Annotated in this window: 20 protein-coding genes and 1 pseudogene; 8 read left to right on the plus strand and 13 right to left on the minus strand. The window is 67.8% G+C overall.

Translation table 11 applies throughout. The features are described from left to right. Nucleotides 1-57 precede the first annotated feature (57 nt). The gene (locus tag OXR60_RS02640) at nucleotides 58-909 is read left to right on the plus strand and encodes an oxidoreductase (RefSeq protein WP_267393761.1); all 852 of its coding nucleotides are present in this window, start codon (nucleotides 58-60) and stop codon (nucleotides 907-909) included. A 138-nt stretch (nucleotides 910-1,047) separates the two neighbouring features. Here the strand turns inward: OXR60_RS02640 and OXR60_RS02645 are convergent, their stop codons facing one another. The 8 genes from OXR60_RS02645 to OXR60_RS02680 all read right to left on the minus strand — a co-directional run bounded on the left by OXR60_RS02645 (nucleotide 1,048) and on the right by OXR60_RS02680 (nucleotide 10,450). Continuing rightward, nucleotides 1,048-1,737: a TadE/TadG family type IV pilus assembly protein gene (locus OXR60_RS02645; protein WP_267393763.1), complete on the minus strand. Its 690-nt coding sequence runs from the start codon at nucleotides 1,735-1,737 to the stop codon at nucleotides 1,048-1,050. Continuing rightward, nucleotides 1,734-2,384 (minus strand): TadE/TadG family type IV pilus assembly protein, encoded by a 651-nt coding sequence (locus OXR60_RS02650; RefSeq protein ID WP_267393765.1) that lies wholly within the window; start codon nucleotides 2,382-2,384, stop codon nucleotides 1,734-1,736. The genes OXR60_RS02645 and OXR60_RS02650 overlap by 4 nt, the downstream gene beginning before the upstream one ends. After that, a complete protein-coding gene (locus OXR60_RS02655) occupies nucleotides 2,381-4,204 on the minus strand; it encodes a TadE/TadG family type IV pilus assembly protein (protein ID WP_267393767.1) in 1,824 nt (607 codons plus the stop codon). Before OXR60_RS02655 ends, OXR60_RS02650 begins: the two co-directional genes overlap by 4 nt. A 263-nt stretch (nucleotides 4,205-4,467) precedes the next feature. Further along, nucleotides 4,468-5,400: a CsgG/HfaB family protein gene (locus tag OXR60_RS02660; protein ID WP_267393769.1), complete on the minus strand. Its 933-nt coding sequence runs from the start codon at nucleotides 5,398-5,400 to the stop codon at nucleotides 4,468-4,470. A 388-nt stretch (nucleotides 5,401-5,788) separates the two neighbouring features. Then, entirely contained in the window at nucleotides 5,789-6,481 is a 693-nt protein-coding gene (gene rplA, locus OXR60_RS02665) for a 50S ribosomal protein L1 (protein WP_267393770.1), read from the minus strand. Between the two features lie 4 nt (nucleotides 6,482-6,485). After that, nucleotides 6,486-6,917 (minus strand): 50S ribosomal protein L11, encoded by a 432-nt coding sequence (gene rplK, locus OXR60_RS02670; protein WP_267393772.1) that lies wholly within the window; start codon nucleotides 6,915-6,917, stop codon nucleotides 6,486-6,488. A gap of 150 nt (nucleotides 6,918-7,067) precedes the next feature. After that, a complete protein-coding gene (locus OXR60_RS02675; RefSeq protein WP_267393774.1) occupies nucleotides 7,068-7,970 on the minus strand; it encodes a PEP-CTERM sorting domain-containing protein in 903 nt (300 codons plus the stop codon). Between the two features lie 128 nt (nucleotides 7,971-8,098). Further along, complete coding sequence (locus tag OXR60_RS02680; protein WP_267393776.1) at nucleotides 8,099-10,450, minus strand: TonB-dependent receptor; 2,352 nt, start codon at nucleotides 10,448-10,450, stop codon at nucleotides 8,099-8,101. A gap of 155 nt (nucleotides 10,451-10,605) precedes the next feature. Between OXR60_RS02680 and OXR60_RS02685 the strand changes: the two genes are divergently transcribed. Next, nucleotides 10,606-12,441: a glycoside hydrolase family 15 protein gene (locus tag OXR60_RS02685; RefSeq protein ID WP_267393777.1), complete on the plus strand. Its 1,836-nt coding sequence runs from the start codon at nucleotides 10,606-10,608 to the stop codon at nucleotides 12,439-12,441. A gap of 40 nt (nucleotides 12,442-12,481) precedes the next feature. Here OXR60_RS02685 and OXR60_RS02690 read toward each other — a convergent pair whose 3' ends face one another. From OXR60_RS02690 to OXR60_RS02705, 4 genes and pseudogenes are all read right to left on the minus strand, one after another. Continuing rightward, nucleotides 12,482-13,150, minus strand: coding sequence for a spermidine synthase (locus tag OXR60_RS02690; RefSeq protein ID WP_267393778.1), 669 nt, complete (start codon nucleotides 13,148-13,150; stop codon nucleotides 12,482-12,484). 22 nt (nucleotides 13,151-13,172) lie between these two features. After that, nucleotides 13,173-13,565, minus strand: a complete 393-nt coding sequence (locus OXR60_RS02695) for an MAPEG family protein (RefSeq protein WP_267393780.1) — start codon at nucleotides 13,563-13,565, stop codon at nucleotides 13,173-13,175. A gap of 52 nt (nucleotides 13,566-13,617) precedes the next feature. Next, nucleotides 13,618-14,619 carry an inorganic phosphate transporter gene (locus OXR60_RS02700; protein WP_267393782.1) on the minus strand — a complete coding sequence of 334 codons (1,002 nt, stop codon included), beginning with the start codon at nucleotides 14,617-14,619 and terminating at the stop codon, nucleotides 13,618-13,620. Between the two features lies 1 nt (nucleotide 14,620). After that, a pseudogene (locus tag OXR60_RS02705) lies at nucleotides 14,621-15,277 on the minus strand (DUF47 family protein); the annotation flags it as partial. A 239-nt stretch (nucleotides 15,278-15,516) separates the two neighbouring features. Between OXR60_RS02705 and OXR60_RS02710 the strand changes: the two are divergent. From OXR60_RS02710 to OXR60_RS02725, 4 genes are all read left to right on the plus strand, one after another. Continuing rightward, complete coding sequence (locus OXR60_RS02710) at nucleotides 15,517-16,047, plus strand: biliverdin-producing heme oxygenase (protein WP_267393784.1); 531 nt, start codon at nucleotides 15,517-15,519, stop codon at nucleotides 16,045-16,047. A gap of 135 nt (nucleotides 16,048-16,182) precedes the next feature. Continuing rightward, nucleotides 16,183-16,740: a LuxR C-terminal-related transcriptional regulator gene (locus tag OXR60_RS02715; RefSeq protein ID WP_267393786.1), complete on the plus strand. Its 558-nt coding sequence runs from the start codon at nucleotides 16,183-16,185 to the stop codon at nucleotides 16,738-16,740. Nucleotides 16,741-16,776: 36 nt separating this feature from the next. Then, on the plus strand, nucleotides 16,777-17,124 hold the full coding sequence (locus OXR60_RS02720; RefSeq protein ID WP_267393787.1) for a hypothetical protein: 348 nt from the start codon (nucleotides 16,777-16,779) through the stop codon (nucleotides 17,122-17,124). A 38-nt stretch (nucleotides 17,125-17,162) separates the two neighbouring features. Continuing rightward, the gene (locus tag OXR60_RS02725; protein ID WP_267393789.1) at nucleotides 17,163-17,657 is read left to right on the plus strand and encodes a hypothetical protein; all 495 of its coding nucleotides are present in this window, start codon (nucleotides 17,163-17,165) and stop codon (nucleotides 17,655-17,657) included. A 238-nt stretch (nucleotides 17,658-17,895) separates the two neighbouring features. On the opposite strand, the gene OXR60_RS02730 is transcribed toward OXR60_RS02725, so the two are convergent. Further along, a complete protein-coding gene (locus tag OXR60_RS02730; protein ID WP_267393791.1) occupies nucleotides 17,896-20,043 on the minus strand; it encodes a histidine kinase dimerization/phosphoacceptor domain -containing protein in 2,148 nt (715 codons plus the stop codon). A 142-nt stretch (nucleotides 20,044-20,185) separates the two neighbouring features. On the opposite strand from OXR60_RS02730, the gene OXR60_RS02735 reads away from it, so the two are divergent. Continuing rightward, complete coding sequence (locus OXR60_RS02735; protein ID WP_267393793.1) at nucleotides 20,186-21,280, plus strand: catalase family protein; 1,095 nt, start codon at nucleotides 20,186-20,188, stop codon at nucleotides 21,278-21,280. A 124-nt stretch (nucleotides 21,281-21,404) separates the two neighbouring features. Next, complete coding sequence (locus OXR60_RS02740; RefSeq protein WP_267393794.1) at nucleotides 21,405-22,190, plus strand: metallophosphoesterase; 786 nt, start codon at nucleotides 21,405-21,407, stop codon at nucleotides 22,188-22,190. Nucleotides 22,191-22,248 lie beyond the last annotated feature (58 nt).

Raw genomic sequence — 22,248 nt, forward strand, 5'->3', positions numbered from 1 at the left:
CCCGCCGGCGCTCCGCTGCGTTGTGCGTGCCTGTTCTGCCTGCCGAAAGATCCCTTCATGACCCTTCCCGCCTCGCCCGTCTGGTTCATCACCGGCTGTTCCACCGGCTTCGGCCGCGATCTTGCCAAGCTCGTGCTCGATCGGGGGTGGCGGGCTGTGATCACCGCGCGGGGCAAGGAGCGGGTGGCCGATCTTGCCCAGGGCATCGAGGATCGCGCGCTGGCGCTCGATCTCGACGTTACCGACCAGGCGCAGATCGACGCCGCGGTGAAGGCCGCGATCGCGCAATTCGGGCAGATCGACGTGCTCGTGAACAACGCCGGCTATGGCTATCAGGCGACCGCGGAAGAGGGCGAGGAGGACGCGATCCGTGCCCAGTTCGACACCAATGTGTTCGGGCTGTTCGCGCTGACCCGCGCGGTGCTGCCGCAGATGCGCGCGCAGGGCAGCGGCCATGTGATCAATTTCACCTCGGTGGCGGGGCTCGTCGGCTTTCCGGGCTCGGGCTATTATGCCGCGTCGAAACATGCGGTGGAAGGATGGTCCGACGCCTTGCTCGCCGAGGTGGGGCCCCTCGGCATCGAGGTGACCTGCGTCGAGCCGGGGCCGTTCCGCACCGACTGGGCGGGGCGCTCGCTGCAGCAGACGCCGAGCCGGATCGAAGCCTATGCCGACACCGCGGCGGCGCGGATGACGAGCACCAAGGGCTATAGCGGCACCCAGGCCGGTGATCCGGTCCGCGCCGGCGAGGCGATCATCGCCGCGGCGGAAGGGGCCAAGGCGCCGCGACACCTGGTGCTGGGCAAGTTCGGCTATGACGCGGTGACGGCCAAGCTCAAGGAGCGGCTGGCGGAGATCGAATCGTTGCGGGAGGTGGCGCTGGGCGCGGATTTCCCCGACGCGGGGTGAGATGTGGCCGCGGTTGGCCAAGCGAGATCCGTCACCCCAGCATAGGCTGGGGTCTCTCGCGGCTTGTGCCAGGCGCCGTTGCCGAAGATCTCAGCTTTCGCTGGGATGACGGTTGTCGAGGGCGGCTGGGGGCGAGCCTCAGCAGGTCGCGGCGGTGGTGCCGTTGACCGCGGTGGGGGCGACGCCGACGACGCGCTGGTCGCGGACCGCCATCGATGCGGTCTCGTCGAAGGTGGTCGAGGGCAGCACCACCTTGGTGAACAGCGGCTTGTAGACGTAATAGACTTCGACAAACATCGTCGCGCTCTTGGGCTGCGGCGTGACCTTGTTGGTGCCGCCCATGCCGAGCGTGCTGGTCTGGCCCTGCAACCCGTAGATCGAGGCATGGCTGGTCTTGGTGCCATAGCAACGCTGCCAGCGGATGATGTAGTTGGTCGGCGTCGCCGCGGTGACGTCGGTCGGTTCGGCCGATGACAGGATGACACGGCCGTTGGCGCCGAGCTTCAACGCCGCCGACTGGAGCTCGCCGCCGGCGAAGGTCTCGGTGATGTTCGATTCGTACACCGTCTTGCCCGAGGCGCCGGCGACGCCCATTCGCGAGGCGTTGTCGGCGATCTGCAGCGCGATCTGGCTGACCTGCATCTTGGTGATCACCCAATTGGCATATTCGGTGCCGGTGAGGCCGATCACCAGGATCAGCGGCGACACCAGGGCGAATTCGAGCAGCGCGAGCCCGCGCCGGTCGCGGCGCAGCCGCGCCAGCGGGGAGAAGGGGGCGAGCATCGGCGTGCGCCGGGGCAGGGCAGCAGTCAGGGCTGGCATCCTCATGTGCAGTGCAGCGTCTGGGGCGTGGCGCTGTAGCTCGACTGATCGGAATAGGGCTGGTTGGCGAGCACCGCGGTGGCGCTCAGCGACACGGTGTTCGAGGTGCCGATGAACTTCCATATCGGGAACAGGTGCGGATAGCTGACCTTGACGGTGTAGATGGTGCGGTCCTGCGCGCCGCCGCCGGGCGTCGACGAGGTCGAGCCGCCATCGCCGCCGTCCGCGTCCCACACCCCGTTGCCGTTGGTGTCGGTGAAGGATTCGTTGTTGTCGCACACCTTGTCGCCATTGGTGTCGTTCCAGCTTTCCGGCACCTTGGCGGCGGCGTCATTGTAGTTGCGGTAGAAGCGGCGCGTTGGGGTGACGGTGGCGTTCTTGGCGAGCGCCTTCACCTGGCGGGTGATGTTGGCGTCGAGCGTCGCCTCGCCGGCGGCGGTGCTCATGTCCTGCAGCGTCGAATCGCGCGCCGCCTTCTGGAGCAGGCCGTTGAGCTGCGCCTTCATGTACAGCGTGTGCGCGGTATCGAAGAAGCCGAGCAGCATCACGATCAGCACCGGGGCGACGATCGCGAACTCGATGATGGTGGCGCCGGCGCGCGACTGCCGCAGGCGGGCGAGCAGGTGCGGGCGGCATTGGGGGCGGCGGCTCATTCCTCGAGCCTCAGCTGGGCGATGCGCGAGGCGATGGTCTGGAAGGCGCTGCTGAGCGCGGTGGCATCGGTGGCGTCGAAGAAATGGTCGCTGTCGCTGGCACAGGCCTTGAGATCGTTCTTGGTGCTCGTGGCGATCCCGGTGCCGCCGAAGGAGATTACCCACAGCAAGGTGTTGGGCTCGTTCTTCACCGAGGTGCACAGCGCCTTGAGGCGGGTGGTGACGGCGGCCGTCAGCGTGCCGTCCCTTGCCGTGGTGCAGGCGTCGCTCGGCGTGTCGCCGGTGCGCATGTCCCAGAAGGCGACGCCATAAGCGGTATAGTCGCAGCCGCCGGCCTGGGGATCGCCATCGGTCATGAAGATGACGTGCCGCTGGATGACGCCGCCCTGGGTGGTGGTCTTGTTCTCCGACGCGAACATGCCTTCCGGCGAGATCAGGCGGCCGCCCCACAGCATACCGATGTCGTGGTAGGTGTTGCCGACCGGCGTCAGCGTGTTGACGTAGGAGTCGAACGTCGTCGGCGTCCACACGCTGGTCGTCTGCAGCTTCTCCGCCGGCGTTGGGCAGAAGTAGCGGTAGTTGCGCATGCCGTTGTAATAGTTGCCGGTGTAAACCGAGGTGGCGGTGGTCAGCGATGCATTATCGGGATCGCCGCTGTCGGCTGCCGTCGAGCGCCGCAGGTACAGCGCGTCTGGCAGCGACGGCGCATAGAGGGTGGCGGGCTTGGACGGGTCCGGCACTTGGTTGATGTTGCTGGTGGGCGCGGCCTCCTCGACGCAGCCATCCCACAGAACCTGACGGTCCGCGTAATTGCTGCCGATCCCCTTCATGGTGATGTTGACCGCGGTCGGCGGGTTGGGGACCGTGGCGGACGCGAACGACGACAGCGCTGCGCTGACGTTCATTGGGAAGGTCGTTTTCGCGTAGAGCCACGCCGTGGTGTAGGTGCTCGACTGCACCACGCACGAATTGCCCGAGGTCACGGTCTGATACTTCGTTGTCGTGGTATTCGCCGGCTTGTTGTTGCAGCTGTTGCTGGTGTTCGCCCAGTCGGTCCAGTCGGTCGTCTTGCTGCGCGACTGATAGGTCCAGTTGGCTGCGAAGTATGAGGCGGGCAGGTTGAGCTGGCTGATGTCGACGTTGGTCGAATAGGGCACAAAGCCGAACCTGAGCTGCGAGCCCGAGTTGATCCCCTGATAGCTGTTGGTCGCGCAACCGGTACCGTCGGTCTTGGCCTGGGCGTGCGCCTCGTAGAAGCACTTTACCGCATTCTTGAGGACGTTGATCTTGGAGCCGGTGCGGACGTTGCCGCCGCACGACGATTCGCTCGGTAGGCAGGCCATCGAGCCGGTGACGTCGAGCACGAACATGACATCGGTGTTGGGCAATTGCATCGCCGTCTCGCAGGTGACGGTGAGCGTCTTGGGGCCGAACTTGAAGACCTGCATCACCGTCATCGGCACGCTGGTGGTGACGCTGCCCTGGACGTTGGAGCCGGAAGAGGTGAAGGTCGGCGTGGTGGTACCGCTGCCGTAAGCGCCGGCGGTGAAATTGCCCCAGAAATATTGCAGCGCGCTGGCCTGCGCCGAGGCGTCCCACGAGCCGCCGCCCATGTCCTTGCGCCCGGCGAGTGCGCCGGCGTCGCAGGCGTGCTGGAGGCGAACCTTGGTCATGTACAAGCGGCTGAGATCGAGCGCGCCGCCGACCATGCCGAGCAGTGGCAGCATCGCCGCCGCCGCAATCGCCAGGGTGTTGCCGGCGACGTTGCGGCGCAGCCTGGTTAACACGCCGATGATCCGCCCTGCCGCTCTCGTACCCACGCCGTTCTCGCTCCTGCCCCCGCAAGCTGCGGGCTTGCAGTGGTCAATAGCGCGCTAAAGGTATGATAAAGTGGAACAACCTGGTTAACGAAAGCTTGCGGCCTGGCGAGTGGGCGAGGACGATGGTGGCGATTGCTACGCCGACGTTAACCATAGTCGGTTACGATCAGTCCGAAATCGACATAATTGCAAGGGGCGGACATACAAGCGGGCCGGTCCCACACGCTCCCGGCCCGCGATGATACAATCCGGCAAGCGCGGACTTATTGCGACGGCGCGAGCCGCGTGTTGAGCACCCAGCCGACGTTGTCGTTCTCGTCGGCGACCTCCCACCACAGGCCTTCCTTCTTGCCGGTAGGATAGACGATCGATCCCGGTGGCAGGGTCCGGATTGCGGCGCCGCCGGCCGCGGCGGTCTTGCGCATCGCCACCGCGCCGATCGCGGTGAAGGTCTTGGCGGGCGCTGCCTCGGCGGTGCCGCCGCTGCCCGGGCGCACCAGGTTGAGCGATTCCACCAGCCTCGAATAGGCCTGGATGAACGACAGGGTGACGATGCGACCGATATCGGTGTTCTCGTAACCACCGCCGACCGCGCCCGCGGCGCCGCCGAAAAAGCCGAGCCCGCCGCCCGCGGCAAAGCCGAGATCGTTCTTGGCGGCATAGCCGTCTTCGGTGGCGATCGTCTCGGTGGTGCGGACGTTGGTGACCGAGACGATCGTGTTCGCCTCCATCTTGCGGCTGCGCAGGCCGCCGAGCACGCCACCCAGCCGGCCGCCGATCAGCCCGCCGGCGGCGCCGCCGATCGCGCTGCCGCTGGCGTTGCTGTTGGCGCCCTGGATCTCGGCGACGAGCACGTAATCGGCGGCCTTGATCTGGCCCTGGCCGACGTTCGAGCCGCGCTGCAGCCCGAGGTTGCCGCCGATCGCGCGTTCGCGCTCGGCGGCGTTGAGGCCGGTACCGCGATCGACCAGGTTGAAGCAGCCCGAGCGCTGGATCATCACCTTGAGCAGCTTGGAGGGCGGCGCGAGCTGCCACTGCGTCCAGCGATAGGGATCGTCGCCATCGGCGACCGAGATGGTGCCGAGCTTGCGCGCGCAGCGCGGCACATCGGCCATCGTCGCCTGCTGGAGCTTCTGGCCGCTGGTCGGCTTGGCGAGTTGCTGCGCCGGCGCAGGCGCCGCGGTGGCGATCAGCATCGCAGCTGTCGCCAGACTTCCCATCACTTTCATTATGTTCCCCCGGTTTATGACCCGGGCAGCGTATCGCGAGCTTGTTGCACTGCCAATACGGTTGCGCGGGGCAAGTGTGACGTGGGAGCGATGTTGTTGTTCCTCATCGCTATTCGTCGGAGGCAAGGCCAAAATACAGCGGCGGCGTTGCTTTTCACGCTGGAACAACAACTTGTTGCCTAGCTCCTGCGTCATGCCGGGCTTGACCCCGTGATCCAAAGCGTCAGGGGAACGCTCGTGGCTCTAGATCCCGGGTCAGGCCCGGATGACGACGGAATGAGGTGCCGCACGAAAAAGGGCCGGGATTGCTCCCGACCCTTTTCGTTCAAACCAGTCGCCCGGACCGGCGGGTGCGTTAAGCGCCCGCGATCTCGGCGGTGTCGACCTTGATGCCGGTGCCCATCGTCGAGGACACGGCGACCTTGCGGACATACTTGCCCTTGGCGCCCGACGGCTTGGCCTTGACCACCGCATCGACCAGCGCGTCGAAGTTGCGGCGCAGGTCCTCGGCGGCGAAGCTCGCCTTGCCGATGCCCGAATGGATGATGCCGGCTTTCTCGACGCGATACTCGACCTGACCGCCCTTGGCGGCCTTGACCGCCTCGGCGACGTTCATGGTCACGGTGCCGAGCTTCGGGTTCGGCATCAGGCCCTTGGGACCCAGCACCTTACCGAGGCGACCGACGATGCCCATCATGTCAGGCGTGGCGATGCAGCGATCGAAATCGATCGTGCCACCCTGAATGGTCTCCATCAGATCCTCGGCACCGACGACGTCGGCGCCTGCAGCCAGGGCTTCCTCGGCCTTGGCGCCGCGGGCGAACACGCCAACGCGGACGGTCTTGCCGGTGCCGGCGGGGAGAGTGACGACGCCGCGGACCATCTGGTCGGCGTGGCGCGGATCGACGCCGAGGTTCAGCGCGACCTCGATGGTCTCGTCGAACTTGGAGGTCGCACCCGAACGGGCGAGGGCGATCGCCTCGTCGATGGCGTGCAGCTTCTCGCGATCGATGGTGATCGCCTTATGCTTCTTGGTCAGCTTGGCCATGATCTCAGCCCTCCGTCACTTCGAGGCCCATCGCGCGGGCGGAGCCTTCGATGATCTTGGTCGCCGCCTCGATATCGTTGGCGTTCAGATCCTTCATCTTGGTCTGGGCGATTTCGGCGAGCTTGGAGCGCGCGATCGAACCCGCGGAGACCTTGCCCGGCTCCTTCGAGCCCGACTTGAGACCGGCGGCCTTCTTGATCAGGAACGACGCCGGCGGGGTCTTCACCTCGAAGGAGAAGCTGCGATCCGCATAGACGGTGATCTTGGTGGGCAGCGGGGTGCCCTTTTCCATGTCGGTCGTCGAGGCGTTGAACGCCTTGCAGAACTCCATGATGTTGACGCCGCGCTGACCCAGCGCCGGCCCGATCGGCGGGGCGGGCTTAGCATCGCCTGCAGGAACCTGCAGGTTGATATAACCTGTGATCTTCTTTGCCATGTCACTCTCGTTTCAAGTTTAGCGGTGTAGCGGGTACCCGGAGGCGCCCTCCCGCAAGCATCCAGCCGCTGGCGCAAGCCGGCGGTGTGGAAGCGCGGGCGCATAGCGGAGCTTGAGCGATATGGCAACGGGCGCGATGTCGTGGCGTGGCTATCCAGTCCGGCCGCCCGGCAATACGCCCTGCGCCATCAGCTCTGCCGCGGCGATCGCCCGCAACTGGTGGGCGACGTCGGGATGGAGGCCAAGATCGTCGGCGGCCTGTTCCCTGCCGTCCAGAATGCGCGGATCGGCCCTGGTGACGGTGCCAAACACCATCAGCGCCTCGAGGTAATAGCCTTCGGCGGTGGCGTGATACTGGTCCCACGACCACAGGCTGACCTTGCCGAAGGCGATGCCGTCATAGGGATTTGGGTCGGCCAGTCCCTCCGCCATGGCGCGGTTCCAGGCGGGACCGACCGCGACAACGGCGTTCACCGCGGACGGGCCGGCGAGCGCCTGCCGGCTTGCCGCCATAAGGTCGTCGGCCATGCGGGTGATCGGCTTGCCGAACCAGTGACCGGTGGGCTTGTAGGTCTGGTCGGCACGCGACCAGGTGGAGACGAGATCCACCTCGGCCCGAGGGTTGCGGGTGCGCATCAGCGCGGCGAGCGCGCGGGCGGCGGCGATGTGGCGGGTGGGATCGCCCGGGTGTTCGGCATCCAGCGTGCTGTAGCCCTGGAGGATCACGACATCCCACGGCCGTCCGATCACGGCGCGCTTGTTGGCAAGATGATAGGCGAGGTCCTTGCCCGACGACGTCTCCAGGCTGACCGTCCAATCAAGCCCTGCTTCCGCCGCAAAGGTGGCAAACAGCGCCGGCACGCCGCCGACACCCTCGCCGTTGAGATCCTCCACGCGATCGGGCCGATACCGCTGGACCGGCGAGGCGGCGCCGAAGGTGAAGCTGTTGCCGACGAAGAGGATGCTGCGCGCCGGCGCGGGGGCCGCGGCCACCAGCATCATGGCCGAGGCTGAGGCGATCAGCGCGACGCGCCGGGAAAAGGAGATGCTCACCATAAGCGATCAATCTGCTGGCAATGGCGGCAAGGAGCAACCACCATGGCGGCGGCAATGGTGAGCCGAAGCTCCTCGATTGCCGCCGCACAGCCTTCACCGGCGCCCTTGCGGACGTCCTAGCTGGATCAGAACCCCTTGCGCAGCGACACGAACCACTGGCGCGGGGCGCCCGGCAGCAGGGTCTGGCTGTCGCCGCTGGCGGTGAAGCCGTTCGAGCCGACGGTGGCGATATACTTCTTGTCGGTAAGGTTGGTCACGCTGCCCTCGATCGAGACGCCGTCGAGGAAGCCCGGGCCGTGGATCCGGTAGCCGATGCTGGCGTCGACCAGCGCGCGTGCGCCTACCGACTGGTCGTTGGGGTAGGTGAAGTAGCGCTTCGACATCCAGTCGACGCCGGCGCGGGCGAGGAAGGTGTTGTCGTCGTAGACGATCTCGCCCTTGGCCATGTGATCGGGGTTGTCGACGATCTTGCGGCCCTTGCTGGCAACCAGCACGGTACCGGCGGCGCTCAGCACGTCGTCCTGATAGGTCGAGTGGTTGTACGAATAGCTGGCGAGCGCCGAGAGCGCGCCGAACAGGCGATAGTTGACGGTCGCCTCGCCGCCATAGCTGTGGACGCTGCCGACGTTGTTGAGCGTCGCCGGGTTGCCGATGATGCCGGCGCCGTTGGCGAAGGCGAGCAGGCGGTTGGAGAAATCGACGTAATAGCCCGCTGCCGACATCTGCAGCCCGCCGGCGTGGAAGCGGATGCCGCCCTCCGCGGTCTTCGAGCGCTCGGGCTTCAGCGTGGTGCGGATCGCGTCGAACCCGGCCTGGGTGGTCGAGAACGGCCCGGTGGTCGCCGAGGAGACGAAGGCGCGCATGTTCTCGGTATAGCTCGCGAACAGTTCGGCGCCGCCGCCGACGCGGAACAGGATGCCGGCCTGGGGCAGGAACCAGTCGCGCGATTCGATCTTGCCCGCGGCTAGTGTGCCGGTCTCGAGCGTCGACTGGTTCTTGACCTGGACGCCCTTCCAGCCGCCGTTGATCACGACGCGATCGTCGGCGAGCTTGAGCGTGTCCTGCACATAATATTGCAGGGTCTCGGTGTCGTACTTGCCGTCCCACTGGGTGAAGAACGGATTGTCCTGATATTGCAGCGTCTCGCGGTTGGGCTCGGTGCCCATCGCCATGCCGTAGAAGCGGCGCGCCTGGCGGAAGGTGTTGCTCTCGTACCAGCCGCCGACCTCGAAGCGGTTGACGCCGACGTCATAGGCCAGGCGGCTGACGTTGCCGGCGCGATGGATGCTGTATTCGGTGGTGCGATAGGCGAGCGGCGCGGGGTTGGTGATCGGATTGCCGTCCTGATCAGGCGCGCCGACCGGGGTCGCCGTATAAGGCGTGATCCAGGAGCCCTGGCCCTTGTTGTTGTGGTAATAAGTGGTCGAGCGCAGGTTGAGCTCGGGGGTGAGATTGGCATCGACGGTGACGCCGCCGAGATAGTCGCGGCGCAGGCCGCCGGCGTCAAAATAGGCGTCGTCCACCGTCGAGTAAGGCGCCGGGAAGGCGAGGCCGGCGGTGGGATAGGGCAGGGCGGCGGTGGCGCTGCCGGCGCGGGTGGTCTGGTTGGCGTAGACCTCGGCGAGCTGGATCGCGAGCGCGTAATTGTTGCCGATATTGTCGTCGCGGGTGCCGAGCCGACGGATCATGTCGAGGCTGAGATCCTGATAGTCGGTCTCGCGGCGATCGGAGAAATCAAGGAAGGCGGTGATGCTGCCCTGGTTGCCGAGCTCCTTGACGACCTTGGCGTCGGCCTGGTGCTGGCGCTGGTCGCCATAGCCCTTCCACTTGTCGGTCTGCAGGAAGCCGTAGCTGAGATAGCCCTTGAGGCCGCCGCCGATGTCGCCGCTATCGAGGCGGACGAACGCGCGATAGGTGTCGTCGCTGCCATAGGTGCCCGAGGCCTGGATGCCGGCAATGTCGGACGGCGCGCGGCTGGTGAACTGGATGGTGCCGCCGAGATTGCTGGTCGAGGCAGTACCGAGCGAGCCGGCGCCCTGGGCGACGGTGGTGGCGCCGATATCCTCGGAGATGATCGCGCGGCTGATGTGGAGGCCGTTGACGTTGCCGTAGCTCATGTCGCCGAGCGGCACGCCATCGAGGGTGAAGCCGAGCTGGTTCTGGTTGAACCCGCGCAGGCTGATGCGGGTCGACCATTCGTAGGCGCCGAATGCGTCGGCCGACTGGAAGTTGACGCCGGGGAGCTTCGAAATCGCCTTGAGCGGCGAGGTGCCGGGGGTGAGCCGGGCCATGTCGGCGGCGGTGACCGACTGGACCTGGCGGCTCTCGCCGAAGCCGAGGACGACGATGTCGTCTTCCGGGGCGGGGGCTGCCGCCTGGTCGGTCAGAGCGGCGGCGGCTTGTTCCTGAGCGGCGGCGGGCGCGGCGATCAGCACGGCAGGCGCGACGCCCGCGAGCAACAGATATTTGGCAATCATGTAAGTGTCCCCAACCGATAGCGGCCTGATGAGGCTGGGTGGCGACGCACCGTTACGGCGCCGTGACGATGATGCGACAGATCGATGAAGTGGGCGGTTGTGCCGCGGGTGGGCGGCAAGGTGCGGCTAAAGCGCCACACAGGCGTTCAGCCGCGATGACAGTGATGGACAATCCGGTGTTGGGCCGGACGATCGGCGACCATGGCGTGATCGGCAATCTGGAAACGGCGGCGCTGGTCGCGCGCGATGGCGCGATCGATTATTGCTGCTGGCCCGCGCTCGACAGCCCGACCATCTTCGCCGCGCTGCTCGATCCTGCGCAGGGCGGGGCGTTTACCATCACCCCGGCGCTCGACGATGCGCGCACCAGCCAATCCTATATTCCCGACAGCAACGTGCTGGTAACCGGCTGGATGAGCGAGGCGGGCAGCGTTGAGGTCACCGATCTGATGCCGCATCCGCAGGCGTGCCGCGACGACGCCGACCAGGGGACACGTTGCATCATCCGTCGGGTGACGGCGACGCGTGGCCCGGTGACGCTGGCGGTGCGCTGCCGGCCGATGTTCGATTATGCGCGCGAGACGCCGGTCGCAAGCGCGGTGGCCGACGGCCGCGGGGTGCTATTCACCGGCCACGACATCGCGCTGCGGCTGATCGCCTCGGTGTCGCTGACGCCGGGGGAGGGCGAGGCGACTGCCGAGGTGACGCTGGCGGCGGGCGAGACGGCGTGGTTCGTGCTCGACGATCCGGCGGCGCCGGTGCCAGAGGACGGCGACATCGAGGCGCTGCTCGCCGGGACGGTGACGGCGTGGCGTGGCTGGACGGGGCGATCGACCTATCACGGGCGGTGGCGCGAAGCGGTGACCCGCTCGGCGCTCGCGCTCAAGTTGCTGACCTCGGCCCGCCACGGCTCGATCGCGGCGGCGGCCACCTTCGGCTTGCCCGAAGCGACCGGCGCAGGCCGCAACTGGGACTATCGCGCGACCTGGATCCGCGACGCCTCATTCACCGTCTACGCCTTCATGCGGCTCGGCTATGTCGAGGAGGCCGAGCGATTTCGTGGCTGGGTCGCCGACCGGGTCGAGCATGCCGACGCCGAGCACCCGATCCGGATCATGTATGCGATCGACGGGTCGGAGGCGGCGGACGAGCAGGAGCTGGCGCATCTCGCCGGTTATGCCGGCAGCCAGCCGGTACGGATCGGCAATGGCGCACACCACCAGACCCAGCTCGACATCTTCGGCGAGCTGCTCGACAGTGTTTATCTCTCGAACAAATACGGCGCCGCGATCAGCCATGACGGCTGGGCCCATGTGTGCGGCATGGTCGATTATGTGCTCGCGCACTGGCGCGAGCCCGATGCCGGGATCTGGGAGCTGCGCGACGAGCCGCGCGCGTTCCTCCATTCACGGCTGATGTGCTGGGTGGCGCTCGATCGCGCGATCCGGCTGGCGCAGAAGCGCTCGCTGGCGGCGCCGCTGGTCGACTGGTCGGCGGGGCGCGACGCCATCGCCCGGGAGATCTGGGACCATTACCGCCACCCCGACCACGGCTATTTCGTCCAGACCCGCGGCGGCAAGGATCTCGATGCGGCGCTGCTGATGATGCCGCTGGTCCGCTTCGTCTCGGCGACCGACCCGGTGTGGCTGAAGACGCTCGACGCGATCGGTGCCGAGCTCAGCGACAATGCGATGATCTACCGCTACCGCAACCAGGACGGGCTGGACGGCGGCGATGGCGCCTTCACCACCTGCACCTTCTGGTACATCGAATGCCTCGCGCGCGCCGGGCGGCTCGACGAGGCGCAGATCATGATGGCCAAGGGGCTGGACTATGCCAACCACCTCGGCCTGTTCGCCGAGGAACTCGATCGCCGGGCGTTGCCGCTCGGCAACTTTCCCCAGGCGCTGACCCATCTCGCCTTCATCAGCGCGGCGTTCTTCCTTGACCGGCGTCTGGCGAACGACCGGGCCGAGGTGTGGCAGCCGTGACGACAGACGAGGTCGCTGATCGAGCGACCTCGCTGGCGCCTCAGCACTTGCGGGCGAACCAGATCACGTGGCGCGGGCCCTTGCCGTTGCTCCGGGCGCGGACCACCACCTCGTCGGTGTCGAAGCCGGCCTGGACGAGGCGACGGGCGAACGCCTGGTCGGGGGCGGCGGACCAGACGGCAAGGATGCCGCCGGGGCGCAGCGCAACGCGCGCGGCGTCGAGCCCGCGCGCGGAATAGAGCCGGTCGTTGGCGTTGCGGGTGAGGCCGTCGGGGCCGTTGTCGACGTCGAGCAGGATCGCGTCATAACTGCTCGGTGCCGCTGCGATCACCGCGGCGACATCATCCTCGACCAGCTCGACCCGGGGATCGTCGAGGCAGCCGGCCATCAGCGTCGCCATCGGTCCGCGCGCCCAGGCGATGATCTCGGGCACCAGTTCGGCGACGGTGACGCGCGCGTTCGCGCCCAGCGCCGCGAGCGCGGTGCGCAGCGTGAAGCCCATGCCATAGCCGCCGATCAGCAGGTGCGCTGAGGGCTTGGCGAGCCGCTCGCAGGTCATCGTCGCCAGCGCCTCTTCGGAGCCGCTCATCCGGCTGTTCATCAGCTCGTTGCGATCGAGCACGATCATGAAATCGTCGCCGCGGCGGAACAGCCCCAATTCCTCGCCGCCGGGCACCAGCGCCGTGCCGATCAGTTCGCGAGGGGTCATGCGCAAGGCTCCAAGGGGGACGTCAGAAGAAGCGGATCAGCATCAGCAGCAGGCCGAGGATCGAAGCCAACCAGCTCAGGCTGCGGATGTAGCGGATCCCGAACAGATAGAGCGGGATATAAACCAGCCGCGCGGCGAACCACAGCCCGGCGCCGATCGCGCCGACGCCGCCGGTGTGGCCGGTGACCGCCAGCCCGAGCGCCAGCGCGACGAACGCCGGATAGGTTTCCTGGAAGTTGGCGAGCGCGCGGGCGGCGCGACCCGCATAGGTGCCGAGCGGTCGCGTCTCGTCGTCGCGCGGTCCCGCGTTCCAGTCGAGCCCGCGCTCGCGCGTCGCCAATTGTCCCTGGAGCATGATGTGGACGAACAGCAGCACGGTCGACGCGCCGAGGAGGATCAGTTCAACGGGCATCATCATTCGTCCTCGGCCACGATCATGCGGCCGCCACCCGGCGGCCGCTCCACGATCAATGCGCGAAGAGCCGCGTCAGTTCATACGCGCCGGCACCGATCAACCCGGCGGCGGGCAGCGTGACCACCCAGGCAATGACGATGCGGCTGGCGATGTTCCAGCGCACCGCCGACAGCCGCCGCGCCGAGCCGACACCGACGATGGCGCCGGTGATGGTGTGGGTGGAGGAGACGGGGATGCCCCCCATGGTCGCCATGAACAGCGTGATCGCGCCACCAGTTTCGGCGCAGAAACCCTGCGCCGGGGTGAGGCGGGTGATCTTGGAGCCCATGGTGTGGACGATCTTCCACCCGCCCGACATGGTGCCGAGCGCCATCGCCGCCTGGCAGGCGAGCACCACCCAGAAGGGGACATGGAACTCGCCGCCGAGCAGCCCCTGCGAGTAAAGCAGCACCGCGATGATCCCCATCGTCTTCTGCGCATCGTTGCCGCCATGACCGAGCGAGTACATCGCCGCGGAGATCAGCTGCAATTTACGGTAGCGCTTGTCGACGCCCATCGGGGTGAGCTTGATGCTCGTCCAGGCGACCACCAGGACCAGCACCAGCGCGAGCACCAGGCCGACGGCGGGCGAGACGAAGATGCCGGCGACGGTGTTGCGGACGCCGGTCCACACCACCGCGGACATGCCGACCTTGGCAATGCCGGCGCCGAGCAGGCCGCCGATCAGCGCATGGCTGGAGCTCGACGGGATGCCGTAGCGCCAGGTGATGATGTTCCAGGCGATCGCGCCGGAAAGCGCACCGAAGATCACCTGCGCATCGATCACCTGGGCGTCGACGATGCCCTTGCCGACGGTCTGCGCGACATGGAGGCCGAACACGGCAAAGGCGATGAAGTTGAAGAACGCCGCCCAGATGACGGCGTGGTGCGGCTTGAGCACCCGGGTGGAGACCACCGTGGCGATCGAATTGGCGGCGTCGTGAAGGCCGTTGAGGAAATCGAACAGCAGGGCCACGCCGATCAGCGCGACCAGGACCGGCATGGAGACCAGCATCTCAGGCGTGATCGATCACGAGACCCTGGATCTCGTTGGCGATGTCCTCGAAACGGTCCGCGATCCGCTCCAGATGGCTGTAGATCTCGCGGTGGACGATGAATTTCATCGGCTGGTCGTTGCCGCACGCCTTGAACAGCGATTTCAGCCCCTGGGCATGGAATTCGTCGGCCTGGCCCTCGAGCTCCACCAATCGCGCGGTGAGCGAGTGCAGCCGCGCCGCGTTGCTCTCGAGCTTGCGGAGCAGCGGGATCGCCTCGGCGGTGACCCGCGCGGCTTCAACGGCGAGGCGAGCCATATCGCGCATCTCGGGGGCGAATTCGGTCACCTCGTAGAGGCCGATGGTGGTCGCCGTCTGGTTCATCTGGTCGATCGAATCGTCCATCACCCCGATCAGATCGGTTATCGCCGAGCGATCGAACGGCGTCACGAACACGCGGCGCACGTCCTGGAGCACCTCGCGGGTGATATCGTCCGCATCGTGCTCGCGATCGACGATGGTGGCGATATGCGCCGCAATCTCGCCGTCGCCGCTGAACAGCTTCTGCAGTGCATCGGCACCGGCGACCAGCGTGGCGGCGTGCGCCTCGAACTGATCGAAGAACCGCCCCTGCTTGGGCATCAGCGCCTGGAACCAGGCTACCATGGGAGACCTTTCAATGATGGCGCGGCGCGCATGGGGCCGACCGGGGGGGCGGCGCAAGCCGAAAGTGGTGTCGCGGCGATCCCGCGGCCGGTCATGCCACCTGGGTTGCCGCGCTTATGGGAGTGAATGGTTGCTGAAGCATGTCGACCTCGCGGGGCCTAGCCGGGGAACAAGTCAGATCCGTGACATAGCCGGATTGGCGTGGCCGGGCGCTGCCTCGACAGCGGCGGCGCGGCGGGGCAATTGGGGCCATGTCGTTCATCAAGCAGCTTCGCGCCGAGACCGCCGCCGATCATGACCGGGTGGATATGCTCTACGGCCGGTTCGCCCTCGACCGTGCTGCCGACTACCGGAATATACTGATCGCGCATGCGGCGGCGCTGCCGGCGGTCGAGGCGGCGCTCGGTGTGGCTGACGACCTGCCGGCGTGGCGGCCGCGCACTGCGCTGATCGCGCAGGACCTCGCCGCGTTGGGCGTGGCGATGCCGGTGCCGGCGGCGTTCGCGGCGCCCGACGACGCGAGCCGCTGGGGGGCGCTGTACGTGATCGAGGGATCGCGGCTCGGCGGTACGCTGCTGGCGCGATCGGTACCTGCCGGGCTGCCGTCGGCCTATCTGGCCGCCAGCCATCAACCCGGCGAGTGGCGCGCGCTACTGGCGGCGCTGGAAGCGCGGGCCGCCGTCGCGGGCGAGGCATGGAGGCAGCGCGTGCTGGCGGGGGCACGGGCGTGTTTCGGCCTCTATGCGGCGGTCGTGGGGCGTGAGGATCGACCCGACGCGTAACCGCGGCCGTGGAACCACGACAACCGCGCGCTACCTCGATCAGTCTCATGGTGACGTCATGATGGCACAAGTAATTGCAGCGGCTTCGCGGTCCTTTGGTGACTTGGCGCCGGTGGCTATGCACAAGCGCTCATTATGAACCCGATTCTGACGTCGCTCAGTCCTCGCCAGCACGAATGCCTCCGCCTGTCGTGGGAGCGGCTGACGTCGAAGGAGATCGCGCTGCGGCTCGGGCTCAGCCCGCGCACGGTGGACAGCTATATCGCCGAGGCGGTTGAGGCGCTCGGCGCCGCCGACCGGCGCGAGGCGGCGCGGATGGTGTTCGGCGCCAGCCCGCCGGCCGCGGCGGCTGCCGCTGCGGACCCCCGTAATGATTACGGGGGGGAGCCCGCCCGGGTGGCAGCCGCCGCTCCAACCGATCACGAAGAGCCAGCAACGACCGGGCAGGCGGTCGCAGGACCGCCGGAGACGGCGCCGCTCCCGCAAGGATCGGCGGCGTCTCCAGCCTCCTTCGGCCGCCCGTTCGCCACCAGGGAGCACCCGCGCAACACGCTGACGCCAGCGGCCACATGCTTGTGGATCGGCATCATCGCGATCGCCTCGCTCGTCATGCTCGCGTTGACCACGTCGATCGGATTCGGGCTCGCATCGATCGTCGCGGACTGGCGCGGAGGACATCAGACGCATCATTGACGCCGTGGCCCCTCGCCGCGGCGAGGGGAGAGTAACATGCGCAACGAACGTCTTGCCATCGCCCGCCGGATCGCCGCGCTGCTGATCCCGCACGAGCAGGAGATCGACGACGCCATCATCCGCAACGCGCGGCTGACCATGGCGATGGTGGAGGGCCGCCGCGCCGCCAAGGCGCCGCTGACGCTGGGCCAGCAAAGCCTGGAGCTGATCGCGCGCGCCAATGCCAGCCTGCTCGAGGCGCGCAGCCAAGTCGCCAACGCCCATCTTGAGCTGCGCGATGCGCAATTCGCGCTCGGCCTCGGCGCGGTGTCCTACGGCGACTATGGCGAAACGCCCACCGAGCCGGCGGCGCGCGCGCCGTTGAGCGTGGTCCAGGCCGCATAAGCGTTGACGGGGAATTCGCACGGTGGTTCGGCGTTCGCGTGAACACCTTCCTGCTCTTCGTGATCCTGCTCGGGTCGTGCGCGGGCTATGCCCTGCTGTTCGGCGGAGCGTGCGAGGCGTGGGCGGCGGGGCTGCAGCTGGCAGCATTCGCGGCGGGCTGGGCGATCAAGGCCGGACTGTCGCTGGCACTGCCCTCGCACCATGTCGCGACCGGGTTGTTCGCGATCGACCTCGCGCTGCTGAGCGCGCTGGTGCTGCTGGCGATCCGGGCGACGCGGTTCTGGCCGCTGTGGATCGCCGGCTTCCACTGCGCCTCGGTCGTCGCGCATGTCGCCAAGTTGCTCAATCCAGGGATGGTCGGTTACGCCGTGCAGATCCAGCTGTGGGGCTATCCGATGCTGCTGGTGATGGCGTTCGGCACCTGGCGGCATCGCCAGCGGCTGGCGCAGTTCGGCAGCGATCCGTCATGGAAGCCGCGCCGCGGGCAGGCAGCCGATGACCGGCTGGCAGAGCCAGGGCTGCTGGGCGGCTGACCGCGCCGGCGGCGGGCCGACCGCGGCCGCCACCCCGTTCAATCATCTATTCACGAGCTTGCGCGGGGCGAGGGCGGGGAGGCTCTCCGTCTCGTGCAGGGGCATCGGGACGGTCGCGCGTCATGCGCGATCCGGCGGCCGCGGGAACGGCAGCCGACCGGTGTGACGGTGTGAGGGTCCTGCGCGCCATCTCCGTTTGCTCCGGGCGGCGGGCGGGGCCCTCATTATCCTGACGACGTCAGTCGACCGCGAGCCGCTGCGGCTCGCCGATCGGTGCGGTCATGATCACCCGGAGGCCCGGCGCGTTGTCGCCGAAGTCGATCTCGCCATCCAGCCGCTGCACCATCGCCGCCATCATCCGGCCGCCAAACCCTTCGCCATCGCCCTTGCCGCCGCCCTCGTCGGCGACGATCAGGCGCAGCCGGGTGCGATGCTGTTCCAGCGCAATCGAGATCGGGCCGGCGGCGCCGCCATAGGCATATTTGGTGGCGTTGATCACCAGCTCGGTGAGGATCAGCCCGATGTTGACGGCGCGGTCAGTCGGCACCAGCACCGGGGCGAGATCGAGCCGCATCTGCGCCGCCCAGTCGGCACCGAGCGAGGTCTTCATGTCGGCGACCAGCTCGTCGATGTAGCGCGACAGATCGACGCTCTCGACCTGGTCGTCGCGGTAGAGCCGGCGATGGACCAGCGCCACCGCGGCGAGCCGCGCCTGCGCCTCGGCGAGATGCTCGCCGACTGCGGGCTCGGTGCTGCTCTTGGCCTGGAGGCGGAGAAAGGAGGCGACCAGCTGCAGGCTGTTCTGCACGCGGTGGTTGACCTCCTTCATCAGGACGTCCTTCTGCGCGAGCAGCGCATCCTTCTCCGCCAGCGACTTGCCGAGCTCGCGGTTGAGCCGGCGCACTTCCTGGAACTGGCGCGCCTCGTGGAAGCGTCGGCGCAGGCGATGCGCGGCCTCGACCTCCTCGAGCGTCCAGCGCCGCGAGCGGCCGCGCACCGTCTCGGTCCAGCTATCGAACGAGGCGCGCGGACTAAGCGGCTTGCCGGGCTCGGCGTTGACCGCCTTGTGCGGGTTGCCGGCCCATTCCATCTCCTCGATCTGCTCGGTCCGGAACCAGATCAGTACCGCATCCTCGTCGATCAGCGGCACCGCGATGACGCCGCTGGCCGCGGCGACACCGATCGCGGCGGGGTAGGTGGCGCCGAGCTCGTGCACGGCGAGCGGCTCGCCGCCGCGCGCCTGCACCCAATCGGCAAGGTCGGCGACGAAGCCGTCGGGCGGACAGTGGCTGCTGGTGGCGACGGTGCCGCGATCGACCAGCGCGAACCCGTCGGCGCCCATCATCGCCTGCAGATCGCCCTTCACCGCCTGGACGGCGCGGCGCAGCGGTTCCTCGCGGTTGAGCCGCGGCACCACCAGATCCTCGGCCGCGCGTAGCCGCAGCCGCTCACGGTAGGCGAGCGCCTCTTCCTTGGCGTGGATCTGGCGGGCGAGGCCGCTGGCGAGCGTCGCGCCGGCGCTGCGGATGTCGGGCGGCAGCTGGCGCGGCGCACAATGATGGCAGGCGACCAGCCCCCACAGCAGCCCGTCCTTGACGATCGAGATCGATGCCGAGGCGGCAACGCCCATATTGTGGAGATATTGCAGGTGGATCGGCGAGACGCTGCGCAGCGCAACATCACTGAGATCGGCACCGGCATAGGCGGCGGGGCGAACCGGCGCCGGCACGTAATCGACCGTCGGGATCGCCCGAGTCCGGTTGCGCACGTAGAGCGCACGCGCCTGGCGGGGGATGTCCGAGGCAGGAAAATGGTGGTTGAGGAAGCTGTCGAGCTCGGGGATCTTGTCTTCGGCGACGACGCGGCCGGCGTCGTCGTCGAGGAACTGGTAGATCATCACCCGGTCGAAGCCGGTCAACGCGCGGAACGCCACGGCGGCACGCTCGCACAGCAACGGCACGGTGCTGGCGCGCTCGAAACCGGTGGCGACCGCGTCCAGCCAGGCGAGCGTGGCTGCGGCGGTCATCGGTGCGTCCGGCAGCGGCTCGAGCTCGACCATCAATTGCTTGCCGGCGCGGTGGACCGACGCCGAGAAGCTGCCGGCGAGGCCCGTGACCGGCCGAGGCGCGACCGCCTGCAGCGACCCGGTAGACGCACCGAGCAGCCCGCTGACATCCTGGCCGATCAGATCCGCGAGCGGCATGCCGAGCCAGTCGGGGGCGAGCAGCCCCTCGATGTCGCCGGCGCCGGCGACGACGGGATGATCGCCGGCGGCGCCCGCGATCAGCAGCAGGCCATGCGGTTGGATGGCGCCAGGAATGTGGATCGGCTCGCGATCGCAGTCGGTCAGGTCGAGCCCTTGCTCGCCGGGCATGGTCGTTGCCATTTTCGTCTCCAGAGCGGGGCTGCATGGCGGGATCGCGGGCGTGACACAATGCCGGGCGAGTTGATCGAAGTTAATTACGGCGGGGTGCGGAACGCGCTGATCGCCAGCGGGTTGATCTAACTTAATAAAAGGAGCGCCGCCGATGCTTGCCAATCACCCCGTCCGATACAGCCCCGCCGTCGAGCGGGTGCAGCCCGACGAGGCGGAGACGATCGACCAGCTCACGGCAGCGTTCAAGGAGATCCTCGAGACCACGTCGCAGGATTATGGCCATGCGGTGCGCGCGGTCCATGCCAAGGCGCATGGCATCGCGCGCGGCACGCTGACGGTGCATGACGGGCTGCCCGAGCAACTCGCCCAGGGCATGTTCGCGACGCCGGGCAGCCATGAGGCGGTGATCCGCATCTCGACCAACCCCGGCGACATCCTCGACGATTCGATCGCGCTGCCGCGCGGCCTCGCGCTCAAGGTGCTCGGGGTCGAGGGCGAGCGGCTGCCAGGTTCGACGGGCGACACGGTGCAGGATTTCATCATGGTCAACGGGCCGGTGTTCTCGGCGCCCGATGCCAAGGCGTTCCTCAAGAACCTCAAGCTGCTCGCCAAGACCACCGATAGGGCCGAGGGCGCGAAGAAGGCGCTGTCCGGCGTGCTGCGCACCGTCGAGGCAGGGCTCGAAGCGGTCGGGCTCGAATCCGCGACGCTGCAGCAGCTTGGCGGCGCGCCGCAGGTGCATCCGCTCGGCGAGACCTACTACAGCCAGACGCCGTTCCGCTATGGCGACTATCTCGCGAAGATCGCGCTGTTCCCGGTGTCGCCGGCGCTGACCCAGCTTACCGGCGACACGATCAACGCGCACAACCGCCCCGACGCGATCCGCGAGGCGGTGCGCGAGGTGATGATCGAGCAGGGCGGTCGCTGGGAGCTGCGGGTGCAGCTCAACACCAACCTCGACGAGATGCCGGTGGAGGATCCCACCGTCGAGTGGAGCCAGGAGGCGAGCCCGTTCGTCACCGTCGCTACGCTCGAGGTGCCGCCGCAGCTCAGCTGGCAGCATGGCGAGACCGAGCATACCGACGACGCGCTGTCGTACAGCATCTGGCACGGCATCACCGCGCACCAGCCGCTCGGCGGCGTCAACCGGGCGCGGCGCGAGACCTATGACTATTCGGCCGGATTCCGCTCGAAGTTCAACGGCTGCCCGATCCACCAGCCGCAGAAGCTGGCGGAGCTGGTCTGAGCCCGCGGGCGCGCGCTGCATTGCCGTGCGCGCCCGGCAATGCTGGCCTATTCACGCCGCTGCCGGCTAGAACCGCCGCCGTTATGCGGCGAAGCTTCCGGCCGCATCGTGCGTTCGAGGGACCATGATCAAGCTCTTCCACGTCAGTGATGTTCATTTCGGCGCCGAGGACCCCGCCGCGATCCGCTGGTTCGCCGAGCGGGTCGCCGAGGAGAAGCCCGACGCGGTGATCATGACCGGCGATCTAACCATGCGCGCGACCCGGCGCGAGTTCGAGCAGGGCGGCGCGTGGCTGAAGAGCCTGGGCGTGCCGGTGACGGTGGAGGTCGGCAACCACGACATCCCTTATTATTGGGATCCGTTCCGGCGCCTGCTCGCGCCCTACCAGCGCTATGCCGCGGTGGAAAAGATGATCGAGCAGCCCCTCGAGATCAACGGCATCACCGTGGTGCCGCTCAAGACCACCGCGCGCGCGCAATGGCGGTGGAACTGGTCAAAGGGCCGGGTGGGCGCGAGCGCGCTGCGCCGCGCGCTGGCGCTGATCGCCGAGGCGCCGGAGGGCAACCTCATCTTCGTCGCGGCGCATCACCCGCTGATCGAGGGCGGCACCAAGGGCACCGCCAAGACCCGCCACGGCGATGCGGCGCTGACTGCGCTGGCGGCGGCCGGCGCACATGCGGTGCTGTCGGGCCACGTCCACGATCCGTTCGACGTGCCGGTCGAGCGCAACGGCTGGACGGTGCGGATGATCGGCGCGGGCACGCTCTCGAAGCGGGTGCGCAACTCGCCGCCGGCGTTCAACGAGATCCGGGTTGAGGGCACGCGCTTCGAGACGCTGGCGCGGACCATGTCGCCGGCGCCGAAGGCGGTGCTGACCGAGGACCGCCGATCCGGCGTGACCGCAGGATAATCGCCGCTGCGACGGCGCACGTCGGCGCCTCTACCTATCCAACGGGGTGTCGACGCGT

Source organism: Sphingomonas sp. GC_Shp_5, from assembly GCF_026540855.1.
Lineage (GTDB): Bacteria > Pseudomonadota > Alphaproteobacteria > Sphingomonadales > Sphingomonadaceae > Sphingomonas.